Genomic DNA, 21,612 nt, shown 5'->3' with positions numbered 1-21,612 from the left:
GCTCGGGGCATGAGCGAGACCCCGGACAGCGCCGTCCGCACCGTACGCGCGTACGTCGAGCAGCACCGTGCCGCCTTCCTCGGCGACCTGGCCGAGTGGCTGCGCATCCCCTCCGTGTCGGCCCGGCCGGACCTGGCCGGGGACGTACGGCGCAGCGCCGAGTGGCTCGCCGCCAAGCTCACGGAGACCGGTTTCACCACGGCCGAGATCTGGGAGACCGACGGCGCGCCCGCCGTCTTCGCCGAGTGGCCCTCCGAGGACCCGGACGCCCCGACCGTCCTCGTCTACGGCCACCACGACGTGCAGCCCGCGGCCCGGGAGGACGGCTGGCACACGGACCCGTTCGAGCCGACGGTGATCGACGGCCGGATGTACGCGCGCGGGGCCGCCGACGACAAGGGGCAGGTGTTCTTCCACACCCTCGGCGTCCGCGCCCACCTCGCCGCCACCGGCCGCACCGCGCCCGCCGTCCACCTCAAGCTGATCGTCGAGGGCGAGGAGGAGTCCGGCTCCCCGCACTTCCGCGCGCTCGTCGAGGAGCACGCCGAGCGGCTCGCCGCCGACGCCGTGATCGTCTCCGACACCGGCATGTGGTCCGAGACCACCCCCACCGTCTGCACCGGCATGCGCGGGGTCGCCGACTGCGAGATCGAGCTGTACGGCCCCGACCAGGACGTCCACTCCGGCTCCTTCGGCGGCGCCGTGCCGAACCCGGCCACCGTCGCCGGCCGGATCGTCGCCGCCCTCCACGACGAGCACGAGCACGTCGCGATCCCCGGCTTCTACGACGGCGTGACGGAACTCACCGACGCCGAGCGGGCCCTCGTCGCCGAGCTGCCCTTCGACGAGGAGGCCTGGCTGCGGACGGCCAAGTCCCACGGCACCCTCGGCGAGGCCGGCTTCACGACCCTGGAGCGGGTCTGGGCCCGCCCCACCGCCGAGGTCAACGGCATCGGCGGCGGCTACCAGGGCCCCGGCGGCAAGACGATCGTCCCCGCCTCCGCCCGGCTCAAGCTGTCCTTCCGACTCGTCGCGGGCCAGGACCCGGCCAAGATCGAGCTCGCGGTACGGCACTGGCTCGAAGGACTCGTCCCCGCCGGCATCCGGTACGAGATCGTCTTCGGCGCCCCGACCCGCCCCTGCCTCACCCCCCTCGACCACCCCGCCCTCAAGGCGGTGGCCGGGGCCATGAGCCGGGCCTTCGACGGCGCCAAGGTCCGCTACACCCGCGAGGGCGGCTCCGGACCGGCCGCCGACCTCCAGGACGTCCTGGGCGCCCCCGTCCTGTTCCTCGGCATCTCCGTCCCGTCCGACGGCTGGCACGCCCCCAACGAGAAGATCGAACTCGATCTCCTCATGAAGGGCGTCGAGACGACCGCGCACCTGTGGGGCGACCTGCCCGCCGCCCTCCACGCCGCCGCGCGCTGAACCCACACACCGATCCGGGGGAGTTGGAAGCACCTGTGAGCACCTTGAAGAACGCGCCGAGCGGTCCGACGCCCGTGCCGAGCGCCCCGGCGCCCGTGCCGAGCGTCCCGGCGGACCGCCCGATCTCGCTCACCGCCCCGAGCGGCATCGACCGCGCCGCCCACCACCGCCTCGACGAGGCGTGGCTGGCGGCGGCCTGGAGCCACCCCACGACCCGGGTCTTCGTGGTCTCCGGCGGCCAGGTGCTGATCGACGACCGCCCCGACGGCACCACCGAGATCGTGATGACCCCGGCCTTCGAGGCCCCGGTCACCGAGACCCACCGCTACTTCCTGGGCACGGACGCCGACGGCGTCTCCTACTTCGCCCTCCAGAAGGACTCCCTGCCCGGCCGCATGGACCAGTCCGCGCGCCCCGCCGGACTGCGCGAGGCCGGCCTGCTGCTCTCCGACCGCGACGCGGGCCTCATGGTGCACGCCGTGGCCCTGGAGAACTGGCAGCGCCTCCACCGCTTCTGCTCGCGCTGCGGCGAGCGCACGGTCATCGCGGCCGCCGGTCACGTCCGCCGCTGCCAGGCCTGCGGCGCCGAGCACTACCCGCGCACCGACCCCGCCGTGATCATGCTGGTCACCGACGAGCACGACCGGGCGCTGCTCGGCCGCCAGGTGCACTGGCCCGAAGGCCGCTTCTCGACCCTCGCCGGCTTCGTGGAGCCGGGCGAGTCCATCGAGGCGTCGGTGGCGCGCGAGGTCTTCGAGGAGGCCGGCGTCACGGTCGGCGAGGTCGAGTACATCGCCAGCCAGCCCTGGCCGTTCCCGTCCAGCCTCATGCTGGGCTTCTTCGCCCGCGCCACGTCCTCCGAGATCACCGTGGACGGCGAGGAGATACACGAGGCCCGCTGGTTCTCCCGCGAGGACCTGGCCGCCGCCTTCGAGTCCGGCGAGGTCCTGCCCCCGTACGGCATCTCGATCGCCTCCCGGCTGATCGAGCGCTGGTACGGCAAGCCCCTCCCGAAGCCGGGCGACGTGATCTGACCCGCTCCCCACCACGGAGAAGTCCCCGTCCGGCGCCGCCGGACGGGGACTTCTCCGTACTGCTCACAGACGGACGAGGTTGCGCTTGAGGCACCGGCCGAGCGGCCGCTCGACGAGACGGTGGACCAGGTACGACAGCACCAGCATCCCGAGCAGCACGCCGATGAGCAGCACCCACGGGGGGACGCGCGCCGCGAAGCGGGCGAAGAACTCCCAGCCGATGACCTCGTGCAGCAGGTACAAGGGGTAGGTCAGCGCCCCGGCGACCGGCAGCCATCCCCACCGGATGCGGGAGAGCCTGCCGGTGGCGACCAGCGCCATCGCCCCGAAGAACGCGGCGAGCACGACGAGCACGGGCCACGCCGGCCGGTCGCCGAGGAAGGTGAGCCCCTTGAACTTCTCGATGGAGGGCGCGAGCGAGGCGCAGTAGCAGAATCCGACGACGCCCCAGAGCATCAGGTTCGGACGGAACCGGTACATCAGGTAGAACGCCATGCCGGCGATGAAGAACCAGCTGTACTCGGGGATCAGGAGCAGGCGCAGGGGGCCGGGCGCGGCCGGGGCGACCAGGGCGGTGGCCGCTCCCCAGACGCAGCAGAACAGCAGCACCCTGCGGTACGTCAGCCCCCACCAGGCGAGCAGCGAGAAGAGGAGGTAGAAGCGGAGCTCGGCGAAGAGGGTCCAGTAGACGCCGTCGACGGGGTCCGCTCCCAGCGGCTCCTGGAGCATCGTCAGATTGGTGAGGATGTCGTTCCACGGCAGGTGGTGCCGCCCGCCGGGGATCACGGCGACGGTGACGGACGTGGCGAGGACGGCGAACCAGTACGCGGGGTAGAGGCGTACCACGCGGGAGACGAAGAAGTCCTTCACCGGCCGTCCCCAGCCGCTCATGCAGATGACGAAGCCACTGATGAGGAAGAAGAACTCCACGCCGAGATAGCCGTAGGAGGCGATGGGGAAGGTTGCGGGGAAGACCTCCTCGACCGGCGTCGGCCAGCCCTCCCCGAAGGCCAGGTAGTGGTAGGCGACCACCATGAGGGCAGCGGTGAGGCGCAGTCCGTCGAGGGCATGGAGGCGTCCGGGACCTCTGCCCGTGGAGTCCGTCGTGGGGCCCGGCGCTCTCCAGGAGGGGCGCGGTGCCGGGACGACAGGAACTATCTGGTTGAGCAAGGGGTATCCCGCCTTGATATGCAGTCGCAAATCTTGGTCGGGACGAGAGCGTAGAGGTGACGTCGGGGGCCTTGCAAAAGCTCGCAGGTATGTGACGCCCCTCACGGCGGGCTGGGTTCGGCAGGGTTCGCTCGGGCGAAATTCCTGCACAAAGGCCCCGCGGCCGGCTCTCGCCGGCCGCGGGGCCGCTGCCACTCCTCGTGGTCTCCTCGCGAACGTTTCGCGATCTTCACTCGGAGACCTCGCGATCTCCTCGCGATCAGACGCCGAGCGCCTGCTTCACCTGCGCGAGGCTCGGGTTCGTCAGGGTCGAACCGTCCGGGAAGAGAACGGTCGGCACCGTCTGGTTGCCGCCGTTGGCCTTCTCGACGAACGCCGCCGAGTCGGGGTCCTGCTCGATGTTGATCTCCGTGTACGCGATGCCCTCGCGGTCCATCTGGCTCTTCAGCCGACGGCAGTAGCCGCACCACGTGGTGCTGTACATCGTCACAGTGCCCTGCATGACCAGGCGCTCCTCTTGTTCGCGGACGGGTGCCGAGAGGGAGAACGCACGGCCTCCCGGCGTCATTCCCGGAACTCGTACGACCGGCGTCCCCCGCCTGTGGACGAGCCGCCGCACCGGTCCCGTCGACCTGGCAGCATGGCGGGGTGACAGCAGCAACGCACTCCACTCTCTTCCCACAGGTCCCGGAGACGGCCGACGCGGTGCTCGACGGGCTCGACCCCGAGCAGCGCGAGGTCGCCCTTGCCCTGAACGGACCGGTGTGCGTCCTCGCCGGAGCCGGCACGGGCAAGACGCGGGCCCTCACCCACCGCATCGCGTACGGGGTGCGGGCCGGCATCCTGCAGCCCGCCAGTGTGCTGGCCGTCACGTTCACCAACCGCGCCGCGGGCGAGATGCGCGGTCGGCTCCGACAGCTCGGCGCGGGTGGCGTCCAGGCCCGCACGTTCCACTCCGCGGCCCTCCGACAGCTCCAGTTCTTCTGGCCGAAAGCAGTCGGTGGCGAACTGCCCCGCCTCCTGGAGCGCAAGGTCCAGCTGGTCGCCGAGGCCGCGGCCCGCTGCCGGATCCGACTCGACCGGAACGAGCTCAGGGACGTGACCGGCGAGATCGAGTGGGCCAAGGTCACCCAGACCGTCCCCGCCGACTACCCGGCCGCCGTCGCCAAATCCCTCAGGGACGCCCCCCGCGACCCGGCCGAGATCGGCCAGATCTATGCCACGTACGAGCAGCTGAAGCGCGACCGCTCGGTGATCGACTTCGAGGACGTGCTGCTGCTCACCGTCGGCATCCTCCAGGACCGGCACGACATCGCCGACCAGATCCGCCGGCAGTACCAGCACTTCGTCGTGGACGAGTACCAGGACGTCTCCCCGCTCCAGCAGCGGCTGCTCGACCTGTGGCTCGGCGACCGCGACAACCTCTGCGTCGTCGGCGACGCCGGCCAGACGATCTACTCCTTCACCGGCGCCACCCCCGACCACCTGCTGAACTTCCGCACCCGGCACCCGGGCGCCACCGTCGTCAAACTGGTCCGCGACTACCGCTCCACCCCCCAGGTCGTCCACCTGGCGAACGGGCTGCTCGGCCAGGCCCGCGGCCGGGCCGCCGAGCACCGCCTGGAGCTGATCTCCCAGCGCGACCCCGGCCCCGAGCCGGTCTACACGGAGTACGCCGACGAGCCCGCCGAGGCCGAGGGCACCGCCCGTCGCATCCGCGACCTCATCGCCGCCGGCGTCCCGGCCGGCGAGATCGCCGTCCTCTACCGGATCAACGCCCAGTCCGAGGTGTACGAGCAGGCCCTCGCCGACGCCGGAGTGCCCTACCAGCTCCGCGGCGCCGAGCGCTTCTTCGAGCGCCAGGAGGTGCGGGAGGCGGGCATCGCCCTGCGCGGCGCCGCCCGCGCCGGGGGCAACGACTCGCTCCTCGACGACGCCGAGGACCTCCCCGCCCAGGTCAGGGCCGTCCTCTCCACCAAGGGCTGGACCACCGAGCCGCCCGCAGGCTCCGGCGCCGCCCGCGACCGCTGGGAGTCCCTCGCGGCCCTCGTCCGGCTCGCCGAGGACTTCGCCCGCGCCAAGCCGGGAGCCACCCTCTCCGACCTGGTCGCCGAGCTCGACGAGCGGGCCGCCGCCCAGCACGCCCCGACCGTCCAGGGCGTCACCCTCGCCTCGCTGCACGCGGCCAAGGGCCTCGAATGGGACGCCGTCTTCCTGGTCGGCCTCACCGAGGGCATGCTGCCGATCACCTACGCCAAGACCGACGAGCAGATCGAGGAGGAGCGACGCCTGCTGTACGTGGGCGTCACCCGGGCCCGGGTCCACCTCACGCTCTCCTGGGCGCTCTCCCGCTCCCCGGGCGGCCGGGCCAACCGGCGCCCCAGCCGCTTCCTCAAGGGCCTGCGGCCCGGCTCCGGCTCCCTCGGCGCCGTCGGCTCCGGCGGTGCCTCCGGCTCCGTCGAGCGGGGGAGCGGCCTCCGCCGGCGGGGGCCCCGCGGCCCCGTCCTGTGCCGGGTCTGCGGCGCCACCCTCACCGAGGCCGGCGCGATGAAGCTGATGCGCTGCGAGGACTGTCCCTCGGACATGGACGAGGGGCTGTACGAGCGGCTCCGGGACTGGCGGTCGGAACAGGCCGGACGGCTCGGCCAGCCCGCCTATTGCGTGTTCACCGACAAGACGCTCATGGCGATCGCCGAGCGCGTCCCCGTCACCGACGGGGAGCTCGCCTCCATCTCCGGCGTCGGCGTCCGCAAGCTCGACCGCTTCGGAGCCGAGGTCCTGGCCATCTGCGCAGGTGAGCAGGGCGGGGCGGACGGGGACGAGGCCTGAGGAAAACTCGTCGGAAAAATAGTTTGCGCCCGCCCCGTCAAGCCCCATAGGTTCTTAACCACGGAAACAGCGGCTTCTTCGAAGCCCTGTCTTCGTGCTGTACTTGTCCAAATAAACACGAGGGTCCGGCTCGCACCCGAGCCCTCCGAGACGCCGAGAGGAGGCGATTCCAGTGATCAGCTACACCATCCAGACCAGCACCGTCAGCACCGCCGGCTTCATCGGCACGGCCAAAATGACCGATCTCTCGGTCGTCTCCGCCTGCTCGCTCGGCCTCTCCGCCTCGGCCCTCATCGGCACCGGTCTGCCCGTCGCCGGCCTGCCCGTCACCGGTCTCTCCGGTCTCGGTGCGGCCGCCGTGGCTCCGCGCAATGAGCGACCGACCAAGGCACTGGAAGCAGGAGTAGCAGGCAAGGCCACGACCTATGGCTTTGCGGCGACCAGTGCCGGAACCCAGCAGCAGACGACGACGCACCACCACATGATGTGGGCCTTCCGTGGGCTCGAACCCTGGAGTGATCCAGTCTGATCCATGATCAGACCGGCGCCTTCAGGGCCGCGGAACCCCACCCGGGATCCGCGGCCCTTCTGTTTGTCCCCGAACGGGGACGACGGCGCGAAGGGGCCTCGGGAAAGACACCACCCGGTACCAGCCGAAACCCCGGCCAACAGGCCGGAACGACCAGACGAGGAAAGACCACCGTGCAACTCGAAGCGCACGCCCCGTCCGTACCGCATTCCGAATCGATCCCCCTGCCCGGCTCCACGGAGGACCCCGCTTTGACCCCCCTCACCGCGCTCACCGCGCTCGACGACGCCATCGAGAACCTCGGCGTCCCCGTACCGTGTCGCGCCTACGACCCCGAGGTCTTCTTCGCCGAGTCCCCGGCCGACGTCGAGTACGCGAAGTCCCTCTGCCGGACCTGCCCGCTCATGGCCGCCTGCCTCGCCGGCGCCAAGGAGCGCCGTGAGCCCTGGGGCGTCTGGGGCGGCGAGCTCTTCGTCCAGGGCGTGGTCGTCGCCCGCAAGCGGCCCCGTGGCCGCCCGCGCAAGAACCCGGTCGCGGCATGAGCGCCACCGGAACCATCGACCGCCCCCTCACGCACGATCCCCAGAAGCAGGCCCCGATGACCTCTTCCACCAGCGAGCCCCTGGGCTCCGCGACCCCAGTCTTCGCCCCCGCCGCCGCGTACACCGCGCGTCAGAACAGGACCCGTGAAATGCAACTCGCCCCCGAAGCCCTGGCCCGTGCCCATATGCACGAGCGACAGCGTGAGGCCGACGCGGAACGCCAGGCCGTGCGCCTGGTCGCCGCCCGGCGCATGCAGCGTCGCGCCGAGCGCGTCTCGCTGCGCGCCCGCCGCGCGCTCGCCATGGCCGTCATGCACTGAGCATCTCCGTGATGCCCTCGCGGGGGCCGGTCCGAACGGACCGGCCCCCGCGGTGCGTTGTCCGCACCACGACCTCACGCCGGGCTATCGTCACCAGGATGAACGAAGCCCGCGTCCCCCAGGAGCCCGTCACCTGCGCCCGCTGCGGCAGGACCGCCGACCCCCTCCCGGTGACCTGGACCTGCTCCGTCGAGAACGGCCGCCGCGAGTACTTCTGCGAGGAGTGCGCCCGCGCCAACATCCGCTCCATCGAGGGCCGCCTCGACTCCTCCTGGTGGTGAGCCCCCGCCCCCCTGCCGCCCCTCCCCCCACCCCCTCCCCGCCCCGCCCCGAACTCGCATTCGTACCGCGTGTGGTGGACTTCCCCGATGGCAGCTCTCGTCGATCGTCTTCTGCGCACCCTCGAACGGTTCAACGCCGCCCACCCCTGGGACCACAACGCCCACTACCACCGGTGGATCCTGCGGCAGCTGCCGCGCCGCATCGACCGCGCCCTGGACGTCGGCTGCGGCAGCGGTGACCTCGCCCGGCTCCTCGCAGGCCGTGCCGCGGCCGTCCGCGCCGTCGACGCCGACCCGGTGATCGTCGCCCGCGCCCGCGAGCTCACCTCCCCGGCCGCCCCCGTGACCTTCGACGTCGAGGACGCCCTCGCCGACACCGGGGACGACGGCGACCACACCGCCGTCACCTGCGTCGCGACCCTCCACCACCTGCCGCTCGCCCCGGCCCTCCAGCGGTTCGGGGACCGGCTGGCCCCCGGCGGGACCCTGGTCGTCCTCGGGCTCTCCCGCCCCGACACCGCCGGCGACCACCTCCTCGGCCTCCTCTCGATCCCCCTCAACGCGGCCACCGGCTGGCTCAAGAACCGGGGCCGCCCGGCACCCCGGCCCGTGGCCATGACCGCCGTGACCCACGACGCCGAGGAGACCCTCACCGAGATCGCCCTCGCGGCCCGGCGGATCCTCCCCGGCGTCCGGATCCGCCGCCACCTCTTCTGGCGCTACACCCTCGTATGGCGCAAGCCCGCCCCCTAGACGGGGTCCGGGTCCTCGAAGCCCGGCAGCCACTCGACGAGCTCGTCCCGCAGCCGCACCGTCGCGTTCAGCTGGCAGAGCACCCCGATGGTGCTCAACGTCACACGGTGGATCAGCAGATACGCGGGCGGCAGGTTCAACTGCTTGCCCAACTGGTGGGCGGGGGAGCGGGGATCGGCGATCCGGGCCGCCTGGGCGCGCATCCAGCCGCGGGTGAAGGCGAAGGCCTCCGCCTCGGCCGGCTCGATGATCGGCAGCAGGTACTCCAGGACCGCGTCCGGGTCGAGCGCGACGGACTCCTTGACGAAACCCTCCGCGCACAACAGCTCGTAGACGGTCTCGGCCTCGCCCGCGACCGTCATCCGCAGACAGGTGCCGATCGTCTCCGGCAGCCCGCCCGGCAGCCGGTCCACGGTGCCGAAGTCGAGGACGCCGAGCCGCCAGCCCCCGGGCCCCTCGTCCTCGCCGCCGGGCAGCAGCCGGAAGTTCCCCGGGTGCGGGTCGGCGTGCAGCAGGCCCGTGCGCGCGGGGCCGGAGAAGAGGAAGCGGGCGAGGAGCTGACCCGCCCGGTCCCGCTGCGCCGCCGTGCCGTCCGCGATCACCTCCGCGAGCGGCACCCCGTCCATCCACTCGGTCACGAGGATCTGGTCCGACCGGTGCACCACCGCGGGCACCACCACATCGGGATCGTCCGCGAACTCCTCCGCGTGGACCCGCTGCGCCTCCGCCTCCAGGGCGTAGTCCAGTTCCTCCGAGACCCGGTCCCGCATCTCGGCGATCAGCGGCTTGATGTCCATGCCCGGGATCAGCGGACCGAGCAGCCGGGCGAAGCGGCTCAACTGCGTCAGGTCCGAGAGCAACGCCTCCCCCGCGCCCGGGTACTGCACCTTCACCGCGACCTCGCGGCCGTCGTGCCACACGGCCCGGTGCACCTGCCCGATGGAGGCCGCGGCCGCCGGCTTGTCCTCGAACTCGAGGAACAACTCCCGCCACCCGGCACCGAGCCGCTCCTCCAGGACCGTGTGCACCGTGCGCGTCGGCATCGGGGGCGCCGCTTCCTGGAGCTTCGTCAGCGCCGCCCGGTACGGTCCGGCGATCTCCTCCGGCAGGGCCGACTCGAAGACGGAGAGCGCCTGCCCGAACTTCATGGCCCCGCCCTTCAGCTCGCCCAGGACCTTGAACAGCTGCTCGGCCGTGCGCTGCTGGAGCTCGCGGGCGACCAGCTCGGCCGATCTGCCGCCGATCCGCTTGCCCAGGCCCCAGGTGGCCCGGCCCGCGAAGCCCAGCGGCAACGCGGCCAACTTGGCGGTCCGGGTGACCGCCTTCCGGGGAAGATCAGACATGCGCCCCTCCAAAACCCAGACTGCCGTGCCGCGCAGGGCCGTTACCCCGCCATTGTGTCGTGCGCTTCCCCGGCCGCCGAGGCGCGCTCCCCTTCCGCTCCGCGAGCTGCCCCGCAAGGACAGGCCGGGTGGGGTCTCAGCCGCTCCGCCCGCCACTCCAGCAGCGGCAGTGACGCCTCCCAGCGGGTGCCCGTGCTCGCCGGGAGGTCCCCGTCCAGGAAGGCCAGCGCGTGCGCGGCGGCCAGCCCGGCGACCGCCGTGGCCAGAGCGAGGTCGCAGGCGGGCAGCGGATGCGGGGCGCCGGAGCGCCACTGGGCGAGCAGCCGGGGCGCCACCGGTTCCCGGTCCGTCCGCTCCTCCTGGAGGCACCGCGCGCAGGCCGTGCCGCCGGGCAGCACGAGCGGCCCGACCGTCCCCGTCGCCTCCAGGACGCCCGCGTACAGGTGAGGGGTGCCGGTGGAGATCCACGGCTCGGCGGGGAGCGGATCGGGGACGTACGCCCCGAGCCCGTCCCGCGGCGTCACCACGACGAGCGACAACCCGGGCTCGCCCGGGCCGCCCCGACCGCCCGGCCCCATTCCCCCCGTCCGCGTCCCGCGGCCCGGTTCCCGCGTCCAGCGGGTGACCAGGCGGCGGGCCGCCGTCGCGCGGCGCTCGCCGACCGACTCGGCGGGGAGGCCGCCCGGGGCCGTCTCCCAGGGCTCGACCCGGCCCGAGTCGAGGACCTCGACCGAGCCGACGCCCGCGGCGGCGAGCAGGGACGCCACCGTCGCCCCCACCCGGCCCGCGCCCCGGACCTGGACGCGCAGGGCCCGCCGGGCCGTCAGGGTCCGCGCCGCCCGCTCCGGCTCGGGGTGCACCACGGAGAGGGAGGCCAGGTCCGCGCGGAGCGGGTCGAGGGCCACGTCCACCGCGCCGGCGGCCGGACCCGCCTTCCCGGGCCGTCCGGTCGCGGCGTCCGTGAGGAGTCCGGCCGACTCCAGCCGGCCCAGGAGCGCCTCCAGGCGCCCGTCCGGCAGGCCGAGCGCCCGCGCCTCGGCGCGCAGCAGCGCGGTCCCGCGGGTGCCGTCGAGCAGTCCGAGCACCGCCCCCGTCGCCGGGTCGACCGGGTCGAGCACCACCGCGTGCGCCGGGGCGGCGCCGAACTGCACGCACTGCAGACTGCGCCACGCCCGCCGCAGTGCCGGTTTCACCATCGGATGCATTTCCCCGCCCCCGTTCGTCCCCATGCCCGTCCTCGACATCCGTCCTCGCCCATGACCGCATTCATGATCGACAGCGACATTCCGTCGCCCGAAGTGAGAATGCCCCGCCGCCGTGGTGGGCGCCGAAAGTTGTCCACAGGGCAGGGGGATTAGTCATTCGAATGGTGCGCGGTGGGGTCGGATCGTTTCCGAAACGACTCCCGGGGCGGGACTTCCCCCGTCGGCACCGGGTAACGTCGGGCCCGTGCCCGCCGACCCACAGCGCAGCGTGACCAGTGAACCGCCCCGCGGGGCGGGGACGAGCGCGGTCGAGGTCCGCAGAAGCCCGCGGCGGAGGAGAACCGTCTCGGCCTACCGCGAGGGCGACCGGACCGTCGTGCTCATCCCGGCCCGCATGTCGGAGGCCGAGGAGCGCCGCTGGGTGGGCGTCATGCTGGACAAGCTCGCCGCCCAGGAGAGCCGGAGCGTCCTCGGCGACCGGGAGCTCACCGAGCGCGCGCTGCGCCTCTCGGAGCAGTACTTCGACGGCCGGGCCCGCCCAGGATCGGTCCGCTGGGTGACCAACCAGAACACCCGGTGGGGCTCCTGCACCCCCTCCGAGGGCAGCATCCGCCTCTCCCACCGGCTCCAGGGCATGCCCGAGTACGTCGTCGACTACGTCCTCCTGCACGAGCTGGCCCACCTCCTCGTCCCCGGGCACGGGCCGCGGTTCTGGCGGCTCCTGGAGGCGTACCCCCGCACCGAGCGGGCGCGCGGCTACCTGGAGGGCGTGGTCGCCGCCGGGCGCCTGCCGCACCTCGCGGACGCCCGCGAGGAGTGACGGCGCCGTCACGCGCGTGCGCGTGGATTTCCCGATTCCGTACCGAACAGGACCTGGCCTGTCTCAATGTCGTGCCCAGCGGTTAGCCTGGCGCGAGCATTCGCCATTCGGGATGGGGGACGGTCGTTACGCATGGCCAGGGAATTCCAACGCGGCCACAAGGCCAAGATCAGTGATCTGACCGCAGGGACCGATCTGTACGTCGGTGTGCAGATCGCGGCCCCCGGACTGACTTTCGACATCAGCTGCTTCGGACTCGACGCGGACGAACGGCTCTCCGACGACCGCTACTTCGTCTTCTTCAACCAGCCGAAGTCGCCCGAGGAGTCCATCCAGCTGCTCGGCGCGCAGTCCGGCGACACCGAGTCCTTCCGCGTCACCCTCGACCGCATCCCCGCGCACATCCACAAGCTGTCGTTCACCGCGACGATCGACGGCGCCGGCCAGATGTCCCAGATCGGCCCCGGCCACCTGCGGATCGTGGCGGGCGGCGAGGAGGTCGCGCGCTACGCGTTCACGGGCGCGGAGTTCTCCACCGAGCGCGCGGTGATGCTCGGCGACTTCTACCTCAAGGACGTGTGGCGCTTCGCCGCCGTCGGCCAGGGCTTCGACGGCGGCCTGGAGGCGCTCCTGCGGAACTTCGGCGGCGAGGTCGCCGAGGACCAGCCGGCCGCCGCCCCGCAGCAGCAGGCCGCCGCCCCCGGTTTCGCCCCGCCGCCGCAGGCCGCGGCGCCCCCGGCCTTCGGCGCCCCCGCCGCGCCCGCCCCGGCCCCCGCGCCCGCGTTCGGCGCGCCGCAGGCCCCGCCGCCCCCCGCCCCGCCCGCGCCGCCGGTCCACACGCAGCCGACGATGGTCGCGCCCCTGGCCCCGGCCCCCGTGCCGCCGCCCGCCCCGGCCCCCGCCCCGTACGGGCAGCCGCCGCAGCAGCCGCAGTACGGCCAGGTCCCGGGACAGCCTCCCGCCCCGTACCCGGGTCAGGTCCCGGGGCAGCACCCCGGCCAGTACCCCGGTCAGGGCCGGCCGCCGCAGGCCCCGTACGGGCAGGCCGCGCCCGCCCCGTACGGGCAGCAGCCCCCGGCGTACGGGCAGCAGCCCGGCGTCCCGCAGGGCGTGCCGGCCACCGGAGCGGGGCTCGCCGCCGCGCTCGCGCCGTACAAGGAGACCGCCACCGGCGCCCGCTGGACCCCGCAGAACCAGCAGCTCATGCGGGTCGACCTGGCCATGGGCGGGGTGCCCGTCCTCGCCCGGCAGGGCTCCATGGTCATGTACCAGGGCAAGGTCGACTTCGGCTACAAGGGCGCGGGCTTCGCCGGCCGGGTCGTGGGCAACGCCACCGGCCAGGAGATGCAGCTCATGCGCTGCACCGGCCGCGGCCAGGTCTTCCTCGCCGAGGAAGGCGCCCATCTGCACCCGATCGAGCTCCAGGGCGACGGCATCTGCGTCTCCGCCGAGAACGTCCTCGCGTTCGACGAGTCCCTGCAGTACGAGGTCCGCCGCATCGAGGGCCACGGCATCCCCGGCGGCGCCCTGTTCACCATGCAGTTCCAGGGCACCGGCACCGTCGTCGTGAAGACGCACGGCGTTCCCGTCGTCCTGCCCGTCACGCCGACCACCTTCGCCGACTGCAACGCCGTCGTCGCCTGGTCGTCCGCGTCCCAGGTCGTCCTCTCCAGCCAGGTGCGGCTCCGCCGCAACGCCTACCCGGGCCACAGCGGGGAGACCGTGAACCTCCAGTTCCGGGGAGCCCCCGGCAACTTCATCGTCGTCCAGCCCTACGAGGTCTGAGGGAGCCCGTCATGAACCAGCAACTCGCGGGCTACGCCCCGACCCCCGTCGCGGCCCGGATGGAGAACCACGGCCGCACCATGCTCAAGGTCGCCATGGCCTCCGGCCAGGACCTGTACGCCCGGACCGGCTCGATGGTCGCCTACGAGGGCTTCGTCACCTACGAGCCCAACCCGCCCGCCGTCCGCCAGGTCGCCCAGCAGTGGGCTACCGGCGAGGGGGCGCCCATCATGAAGTGCTCCGGCGACGGGCTGCTCTACCTCGCCGACTACGGCGCCGACGTCGTCGTGATCAACCTCCAGAACGACTCGATCTCGGTCAACGGCACCAACGTGCTCGCTTTCGACGCCCACCTCCAGTGGGGCGTCGAGCGGGTCAAGGGTCTCGCCAAGTTCGCCGGCCAGGGCCTCTTCAACGTGGAGATCGCCGGCACCGGCTGGGTCGCGCTCACCTCGCGCGGCACGCCGATCGTCGTCGACTGCGGCCGCGGCGAGGACGAGACGTACGTCGACCCCGACGCGCTCGTCGCCTGGTCGCCCGCGCTCAAGGTCAAGGGCAAGCGCAGCTTCAAGGCGTCCTCCCTCATCGGGCGGGGCAGCGGCGAGGCATACCAGATGGCCTTCTCGGGCCAGGGCATCGTCGTCGTACAGCCGAGCGAGGACAGCACCGACCGCCTGCGGGCCCGGGGCTGAGGGGGAGCGAGAACACACCATGCAGAGCCCGCTTTTCAACCACGCCGAACAGCAGAGCCAGGAGCGGTACGTCATCCAGAACCCGCAGCTCCTGCGGGTCAGCCTGACCGGGCAGGACGACGTCCTCGCCCGCAAGGGCGCCATGGTCGCGTACCAGGGACTCGTCGACTTCGACGGCGAGTACAAGACCCCCGGCCAGCGCCGGGCCCAGGCCCGCACCGGCGAGGGCCTGGACCTGATGCGCTGCTCCGGCCAGGGCACGGTCTACTTCGCCAACCTCGCCCAGCACGTCCACATCGTGGAGGTCGAGCAGGACGGCCTGACCGTCGACAGCGCCTACGTCCTGGCGCTCGACTCGACCCTCCACACCGAGGTCATCGCGGTCGACAGCCAGTACGGCGTCTCCGGCTCCGGCAAGTACCAGCTCAACGTCTCCGGCCGCGGCAAGGTCGCCCTCATGACCTCCGGGCAGCCGCTGATGATGCAGGTCACGCCGGAGAAGTACGTCAGCGTCGACGCGGACGCGATCGTCGCCTGGTCCACCGGGCTGCGCGTCCAGATGCAGGCGCAGACGACCAACTCCAGCGTCCGCCGCCGCCGGGGCGACACGGGCGAGGGCTGGGAGCTCAGCTTCCTCGGCCAGGGCTTCGCGCTCGTCCAGCCGAGCGAGGTCATGCCCCCGCAGCACGCGGCCATCGGCCAGGGCATCGCCGCCCAGTTCGGCGCCGGCCAGCACGGCTCCCACGCCCAGAACCAGAACAACGCCTGGAACTGAGCACCCGCGGACGGGGGGCGGTCTCCACCGGAGACCGCCCCCCGTCCGTGCTCACGCCAGCCGCGCCAGCGTGCCCTTCAGCAGCTCCACCACCGAGGCGTCGGCCACCGAGGCCACCTCGTCGTACGCGAACCAGCGCAGGTCCAGCGACTCGTCACTGATCTCCGCCACCGCGTCCGCCGGGGCGAGCGCCGCGTACTGCACGTCCAGATGCCAGTGGCAGGGCGCCGGGATCGGGTGCCGGTCAAGACGCACCGGACCGCCCGGCAGCAGGCCGAGACCCGCGATGCCGGACTCCTCGGTCGCCTCGCGCAGCGCCGCCGCCTCCACCGTCGGGTCGCCCGGCTCGCAGTGGCCGCCCATCTGGAGCCACATGCCCAGCTTCTTGTGCAGGGTCAGGAGGACCCGCCCCCGCGAAGGGTCGATCACCAGCGCGCTGGAGGTGAGGTGCCCCGCCCCGCAGGGCTTGTACATGCCGTCCTGGTGCCGGGCGAGATGGTCCAGGTAGACATCGCGCAGCTCCGGCTGGTCCTCGTACCCCCTCAGGACGAGGACCGCGTCGTCGTGCAGGGTCACTCCTTGCCGTCCCCGTCTTCCGGCGCGTCGCCCCTGGCCGCCTCGCCGAGCATCTTGTCCAGCTCGGAGAAGTCGAGGTGCTCCCGGTGCACGAAGCCGTCGGGGTCGTCCAGGTCCGTCGCCGTCGGCAGCATGTCCGGGTGCTCCCACAGCCCGTCCCGGCCGTCGACCCCGCGCGCGTCCGTGAGCGAGGCCCACAGGCGCGCCGCGTCCCGCAGCCGCCGCGGACGCAGCTCCAGACCGATCAGGGTCGCGAAGGTCTGCTCGGCGGGACCACCCGAGGCACGGCGCCGGCGCAGCGTCTCGCGCAGCGCGTCCGCCGAGGTCAGCCGGGACTTGGCGGCCTCGTGGACCACCGCGTCCACCCAGCCCTCGACCAGCGCGAGCGCCGTCTCGAGACGGGCCAGGGCCGCCTTCTGCTCCGGGGTGTCCTCCGGCTGGAACATGCCCTGCTGGAGGGCCTCCTGCAGCTGCTCCGGGTGCGTCGGATCGAGCTGCCCGACGGCCTCCTCCAGCTTCGAGGTGTCGACCTTGATCCCGCGCGCGTAGCCCTCGACCGCGCCGAAGAGGTGCGCCCGCAGCCACGGCACGTGCGCGAAGAGACGCTGGTGCGCGGCCTCGCGCAGGGCCAGGTAGAGCCGCACCTCGTCCGAGGGCACGCCCAGGTCCCTGCCGAAGACCTCGATGTTCAGCGGCAGCAGCGCGGCGCGCCCGGCCGGCCCCAGCGGCAGACCGACGTCCGTCGAGCCGACGACCTCACCGGCGAGCGCGCCCACGGCCTGCCCGATCTGCTGGCCGAACATGGCACCGCCCATGGAGCGCATCATGCCGATCAGCGGGCCGGCCATGGCCTGCATCTCCTCCGGCAGGACGTCGCCCATCGCCGAGCCCACCCGCTCGGCGACCGGGTCCACGAGCTGCTGCCACGCCGGCAGCGTCGCCTCGACCCACTCGGCACGGCTCCACGCCACGGCCGTGCCCGCGCCGGAGGGCAGCGAGGTGACCTGGTCCAGCCACAGGTCGGCCAGCCGCACGGCCTCCTCGACCGCCGACTTCTCGGCCGGGCCCACGCTCGCGTCCTTGGTGCCGTCGGCGGTGCCCTGGGCCACCACCTGGCGCGCGATCTGCTTGGCCATGTCCCAGTTCACGGGACCGCCCGAGTGGCTCAGCATCTGCCCGAGCTGCTGGAAGGCCGCGCCCAGGTCGTTGGGGTTCATGGAGCCGAACATCGCGGCGAACGGATTGTCCGCGCCACCGGGGCCGCCCATGCCCGGCAGCCCGCCGAAGCCGAAGGGATTCGCGCCGAACGGGTTGCCGCCGGACCCCTGGCCACCTCCGGCGGGGTCCTTCTTCTTGCCCTCGTCGCCGTTCTCCGGCTCCTCCGGCGGAAGGCCGAATCCGAATGGGGTGTCACTCACAGGTTTCCTCGGCTCGTAGGGCCGCCGGCCTCCTGCCGACGGCGACTGCCCGACCAGGGCCTGATCGACAGGCCCCGCACACCACCAGCGTAGACATCCGGGCCGGAAATGGGCTCGGTGCTCCGCCGGGTCGTGCCCTGCGGCAGGATGGACGCCACCTGGTCCGTACGCGTCATGCGCGTACGTACTGAAGACAACCGCTGGAGACGCCCGGTGAGTTCCCCAGATCCACAGGTTCGCGGAGCGCGAAACCACTCAACCCGGTCCGCCGCGCGCGGCCCCGTCGTCGCGGTCACCGGCGCCGCTTCCGGCGTCGGTGACCTGCTCACCAGGCGCCTCGCCGCCTCCGACGAGATCAAGCGGGTCGTCGCCATCGACGAGCGCCGCGGCGAGGTCGACGAGGCGCAGTGGCACATCCTCGACGTGCGCGACCCGGCCATCGCCGAGAAGCTGCGCGGCGCGGACGTCGTCGTGCACCTCGCCGTCGACCTCGACCTGGAGACCGACCCCGCCGCCCGGACGGCCTACAACGTGCGCGGCACGCAGACCGTGCTCACCGCCGCCGCCGCGGCCGGCGTCCACCGGGTGGTGCTCTGCACCTCCGCCATGGTCTACGGCGCCCTGCCCGACAACGACATCCCGCTCTCCGAGGACGCCGAGCTCAGGGCGACGGCGGAGGCCACCGGCGTCGGCGACATGCTGGAGATCGAGCGCCTCGGCCGCCGCGCCCCCCGCGCGCACCCCGGCCTGAACGTCACCGTCGTCCGCCCGGCCGTCCTCGTGGGCGGTACGGACACGGCGCTGACCCGCTACTTCGAGTCGCCCCGGCTGCTCGTCGTCGCCGGGTCCCGGCCGACCTGGCAGTTCTGCCACGTCGACGACCTGGTGAGCGCCCTGGAGTACGCGGCCCTGGAGAAGGTCGACGGGGAGCTCGCGGTCGGCTGCGAGGGCTGGCTCGAACAGGAGGAGGTCGAGGAGCTCTCCGGGATCCGGCGCATGGAGCTGCCCTCCGCGGTCGCCCTCGGCACGGCGGCCCGGCTCCACCGCATCGGCCTCACCCCGTCCCCGGCGGGCGACCTCGCCTACACCATGCACCCCTGGGTGGTGAGCGTCGGACGCCTGCACGACGCCGGCTGGCGCCCCAAGTGGACGAACGAGGAGGTCCTCGCCGCGCTCCTGGAGGAGGTCGAGGGCCGTCACACGGTCGCCGGTCGCCGTCTGGGCCGCAAGGACGCGACGGCGGCCGGGGCGGCCGGCGCGACGGTGGCGCTGCTCGGCACGGCGGCGCTGGTGCGCCAGATGCGGAAGCGGCGCGGGCTGTAGCGACCCGGCTTGTAGGACCCTCCTACGGAGGGTCCCGTCCACAGGTCGAAAGGTCCCTTGACCCGATGTCGGAGCCGTGCGGCACCATGGGCTCATGGCGCAGACGCACGACCACCCCGGCGAGCAGGCCGCGGACGACCCGATCAAGCTGCTCGCGATCCGTGACACCCCGCTCTCGGTCGACGAGGTCTTCCGGGCCGTCGGGGACGACGCCGCCGGCGGCACCACCCTCTTCGTCGGCACCGTGCGCAACCACGACGGCGGCGCGGACGTCGACGCGCTGGGCTACTCCTGCCACCCGAGCGCCGAGGCGGAGCTGCGCCGCGTCGCCGAGAAGGTCGTCGCGAACCACCCGGTCCGCGCCCTGGCCGCCGTCCACCGCGTCGGCGACCTGCGCGTCGGCGACCTCGCGGTCGTCGTCGCCGTCTCCTGCCCCCACCGCGGCGAGGCCTTCGAGGCCTGCCGGAAGCTCATCGACGACCTCAAGCACGAGGTCCCCATCTGGAAGCACCAGAAGTTCTCGGACGGCACCGAGGAGTGGGTGGGGGCCTGCTAGAGCCCGTCGTCCCCCCAGACCATGTCGTCCCCAACGCCCGTCGTTCCCCGGGGCGGCAAGGCGGCGCGCCGACAGGGCGTAGTCGAACGCCCGATTTGCGTAACCGGCCCCCAAGGGCGAGCGTTGACCTCACGGATGAGACAGTCTGCTGATCAACTCACTGGGGATGGGAGGTCGGGATGGCAGCGCTGGCCTGGTTGCTGATTCCGCTTTTCGCAGTCGTCGGCGCGGCGATATGGGGAAGCTGGGCCCAGAGGAACAAGACCATAGGCGACGTGGCGGAACTCGCCGGCTACGCGCGCTTCCGGGACGCCATGGAGCGGTCCCACACCGCGATCGCCGATTCCGCCCGTTCCGAGCGCGAGCCGGCCGCGACGGCCTCCGCCGTCACCACGTCGCCGTCCGGCTGAGGCGGGGCCGCCTCGTACGGACCGCCCCAGGGGTGCACCCACAGGCGGGTCCCGTACTGTCGTTCCATGCCACGCCGCACCGCGACGATGCTCGCCTCCACCCTGGTCCTGATCTGCCTGCTCATCGCGGGCGTCCTGATCCCGGTGCCGTACGCGGAGATGAGCCCGGGCCCCACGGTCAACACCCTCGGCGAGGCCAGGGGGGAGCCGGTCCTCCGGATCTCCGGACGCAAGACCTACCCGACCGACGGTCACCTCAACATGACGACGGTCCGCGTCACCAGCGCGGACTACAAGATGAACGCCGTCGAGGCCGTCTACGGATGGCTGGCCCACGACAACGTGGTGGTGCCGCACGACACCCTCTATCCGGACGGCAAGACCGAGGAGGAGTCGAGCCAGGAGAACGCCGAGGAGTTCTCCCAGTCGCAGGAGAGCGCGAAGGTGGCGGCCCTGAAGGAGCTGGGCATCCCGGTGGTCGCCCGGGTCGTCGTCGCGACCGTCGTCAAGGGCGCCCCGGCCGAGGGCAAGCTGCACGCCGGGGACGTCATCAAGGCCGTCGACGGGGTGCCGGTCAAGGAGCAGGGTGACGTCGCCAAGCAGGTGACGAAGCGGAAGCCCGGCCAGGACGTCGCGTTCACGATCGTCCCCGCCAAGGAGGCGGCCGCCGCCGAGAAGGCCCACAAGGAGCCCACCGTCACCCGGAAGGTGGTCATCACGACCACCACGTCCGAGGAGGGCGACCGGGCCGTCGTCGGCATCCAGGCCGGCACCGACCACGTCTTCCCGTTCACGATCGACATCAACCTGGCCGACGTCGGCGGCCCCAGCGCGGGCCTCATGTTCGCCCTCGGCATCGTCGACAAGCTCACCCCGGAGAGCCTCACCGAGGGCCGGTTCATCGCCGGCACCGGCACCATCGACGACAAGGGCGAGGTCGGCCCGATCGGCGGCATCGAGATGAAGCTGGTCGGCGCGCGGAACGCGGGCGCCGAGTACTTCCTCACCCCGGCCGACAACTGCGAGGCGGCCGCCGCGGACACGCCCGACGGGCTCACCCTGATCAAGGTCGACACCATCGACGACGCCACGAAGTCGCTGGAGAAGCTCCGCGGGGGCGACACGAAGTCGCTGCCGAGCTGCTCGAAGGGCTGAGCACGCGCGCGTACGCGAGAGGGGCGCCCGGTCGTCGACCGGGCGCCCCTCTCGCGCGTGCGAACCGCACGAACCGTACGCGCTCAGCTCTCGAAGGTCGCCGCCAGCGCCTCGGCGAGCCCCGGCACCAGGTCGGGGCCGGTCAGCACCTCGGTCGGGGAGTCCTTCTCGCGCAGCCGGATCGCCGCCTCGCGCCTGCCGTTCCGCAGCACCGCCACGGTCATCCGGACCTCCTGGCGGTCCGGGTGCCCGGCGACCCACTTGGCGAGCTGCTTCTCGTTCAGGCCCTGCGGGACCTGGGCCTCGGCCGACGGGGGCAGCATGAGCCGCTCCACCGTCATGGCGCAGCCGGCCACGGCGTCGGGCCAGGCGATCGTGCCGAGGAACTCGTCGAGCGGCTTGCCGCGCGGGAGCTTGTCCTGCTCGATCGGGGTGTAGGCGGTGGCGTCGTCGCCCAGCCCGAGCTGGGAGGCGAGCTTGGGTTCCTGGGCGCGCAGCCGTGCGGTGTCGACCAGGGCGAACAGGCGGGCGGGCTGGTCCCAGCCGAGGCCCGACGCGTACTCGTCGATCTCGAGCACCGCGCGGGTGAGGGGGCTCGCGGCCATGGCCGGGCCGGAGGGGGAAACGTTGGACATGACCAATATCCTGCCTCCTCTTCCCCGGAAGGC

23 protein-coding genes are annotated in these 21,612 nt (G+C 72.7%); 16 read left to right on the top strand and 7 right to left on the bottom strand.

Annotated elements, in window-relative coordinates:
* Positions 1-9: 9 nt before the first annotated feature.
* On the top strand, positions 10-1,428 hold the full coding sequence (locus ACZ66Z_RS07025; RefSeq protein WP_469932958.1) for a dipeptidase: 1,419 nt from the start codon (positions 10-12) through the stop codon (positions 1,426-1,428).
* 95 nt (positions 1,429-1,523) lie between these two features.
* Complete coding sequence (gene nudC, locus ACZ66Z_RS07020) at positions 1,524-2,462, top strand: NAD(+) diphosphatase (protein WP_469933197.1); 939 nt, start codon at positions 1,524-1,526, stop codon at positions 2,460-2,462.
* Positions 2,463-2,525: 63 nt separating this feature from the next.
* Here nudC and ACZ66Z_RS07015 read toward each other — a convergent pair whose 3' ends face one another.
* Both ACZ66Z_RS07015 and ACZ66Z_RS07010 read right to left on the bottom strand, forming a co-directional pair.
* Positions 2,526-3,632, bottom strand: a complete 1,107-nt coding sequence (locus ACZ66Z_RS07015) for an acyltransferase family protein (RefSeq protein ID WP_469932957.1) — start codon at positions 3,630-3,632, stop codon at positions 2,526-2,528.
* A 259-nt stretch (positions 3,633-3,891) separates the two neighbouring features.
* On the bottom strand, positions 3,892-4,134 hold the full coding sequence (locus ACZ66Z_RS07010; RefSeq protein ID WP_351907081.1) for a mycoredoxin: 243 nt from the start codon (positions 4,132-4,134) through the stop codon (positions 3,892-3,894).
* A 146-nt stretch (positions 4,135-4,280) separates the two neighbouring features.
* On the opposite strand from ACZ66Z_RS07010, the gene ACZ66Z_RS07005 reads away from it, so the two are divergent.
* From ACZ66Z_RS07005 to ACZ66Z_RS06980, 6 genes are all read left to right on the top strand, one after another.
* Entirely contained in the window at positions 4,281-6,461 is a 2,181-nt protein-coding gene (locus tag ACZ66Z_RS07005) for an ATP-dependent DNA helicase UvrD2 (RefSeq protein ID WP_469932956.1), read from the top strand.
* A gap of 172 nt (positions 6,462-6,633) precedes the next feature.
* On the top strand, positions 6,634-6,990 hold the full coding sequence (locus ACZ66Z_RS07000; RefSeq protein WP_469932955.1) for a hypothetical protein: 357 nt from the start codon (positions 6,634-6,636) through the stop codon (positions 6,988-6,990).
* Between the two features lie 173 nt (positions 6,991-7,163).
* Positions 7,164-7,532: a WhiB family transcriptional regulator gene (locus ACZ66Z_RS06995; protein WP_030688652.1), complete on the top strand. Its 369-nt coding sequence runs from the start codon at positions 7,164-7,166 to the stop codon at positions 7,530-7,532.
* Positions 7,529-7,852 carry a hypothetical protein gene (locus tag ACZ66Z_RS06990; protein ID WP_469932954.1) on the top strand — a complete coding sequence of 108 codons (324 nt, stop codon included), beginning with the start codon at positions 7,529-7,531 and terminating at the stop codon, positions 7,850-7,852. The genes ACZ66Z_RS06995 and ACZ66Z_RS06990 overlap by 4 nt, the downstream gene beginning before the upstream one ends.
* A gap of 98 nt (positions 7,853-7,950) precedes the next feature.
* Complete coding sequence (locus tag ACZ66Z_RS06985) at positions 7,951-8,133, top strand: hypothetical protein (protein WP_469932953.1); 183 nt, start codon at positions 7,951-7,953, stop codon at positions 8,131-8,133.
* Between the two features lie 87 nt (positions 8,134-8,220).
* Positions 8,221-8,886, top strand: coding sequence for a class I SAM-dependent methyltransferase (locus tag ACZ66Z_RS06980; RefSeq protein ID WP_469932952.1), 666 nt, complete (start codon positions 8,221-8,223; stop codon positions 8,884-8,886).
* Here the strand turns inward: ACZ66Z_RS06980 and ACZ66Z_RS06975 are convergent.
* Together ACZ66Z_RS06975 and ACZ66Z_RS06970 are read right to left on the bottom strand one after the other, a co-directional pair.
* Positions 8,883-10,229, bottom strand: a complete 1,347-nt coding sequence (locus ACZ66Z_RS06975; protein WP_469932951.1) for an ABC1 kinase family protein — start codon at positions 10,227-10,229, stop codon at positions 8,883-8,885. The genes ACZ66Z_RS06980 and ACZ66Z_RS06975 overlap by 4 nt on opposite strands.
* Before the next feature lie 41 nt (positions 10,230-10,270).
* Complete coding sequence (locus ACZ66Z_RS06970) at positions 10,271-11,434, bottom strand: TOMM precursor leader peptide-binding protein (RefSeq protein ID WP_469932950.1); 1,164 nt, start codon at positions 11,432-11,434, stop codon at positions 10,271-10,273.
* A gap of 244 nt (positions 11,435-11,678) precedes the next feature.
* Here ACZ66Z_RS06970 and ACZ66Z_RS06965 point away from each other — a divergent pair, with 244 nt between their 5' ends.
* From ACZ66Z_RS06965 to ACZ66Z_RS06950, 4 genes are all read left to right on the top strand, one after another.
* Positions 11,679-12,254: a M48 metallopeptidase family protein gene (locus ACZ66Z_RS06965; RefSeq protein WP_469932949.1), complete on the top strand. Its 576-nt coding sequence runs from the start codon at positions 11,679-11,681 to the stop codon at positions 12,252-12,254.
* A 132-nt stretch (positions 12,255-12,386) separates the two neighbouring features.
* The gene (locus ACZ66Z_RS06960) at positions 12,387-14,039 is read left to right on the top strand and encodes a TerD family protein (RefSeq protein WP_469932948.1); all 1,653 of its coding nucleotides are present in this window, start codon (positions 12,387-12,389) and stop codon (positions 14,037-14,039) included.
* A gap of 11 nt (positions 14,040-14,050) precedes the next feature.
* The gene (locus ACZ66Z_RS06955) at positions 14,051-14,731 is read left to right on the top strand and encodes an AIM24 family protein (RefSeq protein WP_469932947.1); all 681 of its coding nucleotides are present in this window, start codon (positions 14,051-14,053) and stop codon (positions 14,729-14,731) included.
* A 19-nt stretch (positions 14,732-14,750) separates the two neighbouring features.
* Positions 14,751-15,506, top strand: a complete 756-nt coding sequence (locus ACZ66Z_RS06950) for an AIM24 family protein (RefSeq protein WP_469932946.1) — start codon at positions 14,751-14,753, stop codon at positions 15,504-15,506.
* Positions 15,507-15,557: 51 nt separating this feature from the next.
* Here the strand turns inward: ACZ66Z_RS06950 and ACZ66Z_RS06945 are convergent, their stop codons facing one another.
* Positions 15,558-16,082, bottom strand: coding sequence for an NUDIX hydrolase (locus ACZ66Z_RS06945; protein WP_469932945.1), 525 nt, complete (start codon positions 16,080-16,082; stop codon positions 15,558-15,560).
* Entirely contained in the window at positions 16,079-17,500 is a 1,422-nt protein-coding gene (locus ACZ66Z_RS06940; RefSeq protein ID WP_469932944.1) for a zinc-dependent metalloprotease, read from the bottom strand. The genes ACZ66Z_RS06945 and ACZ66Z_RS06940 overlap by 4 nt, the downstream gene beginning before the upstream one ends.
* Positions 17,501-17,713: 213 nt before the next feature.
* On the opposite strand from ACZ66Z_RS06940, the gene ACZ66Z_RS06935 reads away from it, so the two are divergent.
* The 4 genes from ACZ66Z_RS06935 to ACZ66Z_RS06920 all read left to right on the top strand — a co-directional run bounded on the left by ACZ66Z_RS06935 (position 17,714) and on the right by ACZ66Z_RS06920 (position 20,944).
* Entirely contained in the window at positions 17,714-18,823 is a 1,110-nt protein-coding gene (locus ACZ66Z_RS06935; RefSeq protein WP_469932943.1) for an SDR family oxidoreductase, read from the top strand.
* A gap of 94 nt (positions 18,824-18,917) precedes the next feature.
* Positions 18,918-19,379 carry a molybdenum cofactor biosynthesis protein MoaE gene (locus ACZ66Z_RS06930; RefSeq protein ID WP_190154885.1) on the top strand — a complete coding sequence of 154 codons (462 nt, stop codon included), beginning with the start codon at positions 18,918-18,920 and terminating at the stop codon, positions 19,377-19,379.
* Between the two features lie 179 nt (positions 19,380-19,558).
* On the top strand, positions 19,559-19,789 hold the full coding sequence (locus tag ACZ66Z_RS06925) for a hypothetical protein (RefSeq protein ID WP_469933205.1): 231 nt from the start codon (positions 19,559-19,561) through the stop codon (positions 19,787-19,789).
* Between the two features lie 66 nt (positions 19,790-19,855).
* Entirely contained in the window at positions 19,856-20,944 is a 1,089-nt protein-coding gene (locus tag ACZ66Z_RS06920) for a YlbL family protein (RefSeq protein WP_469932942.1), read from the top strand.
* 83 nt (positions 20,945-21,027) lie between these two features.
* Here the strand turns inward: ACZ66Z_RS06920 and ACZ66Z_RS06915 are convergent, their stop codons facing one another.
* On the bottom strand, positions 21,028-21,579 hold the full coding sequence (locus ACZ66Z_RS06915) for a PPA1309 family protein (protein WP_469932941.1): 552 nt from the start codon (positions 21,577-21,579) through the stop codon (positions 21,028-21,030).
* Between the last annotated feature and the right edge of the window lie 33 nt (positions 21,580-21,612).

Source organism: Streptomyces sp. NPDC107498, assembly GCF_055582805.1.
This window is presented reverse-complemented; position numbering and strand designations above follow the sequence as displayed.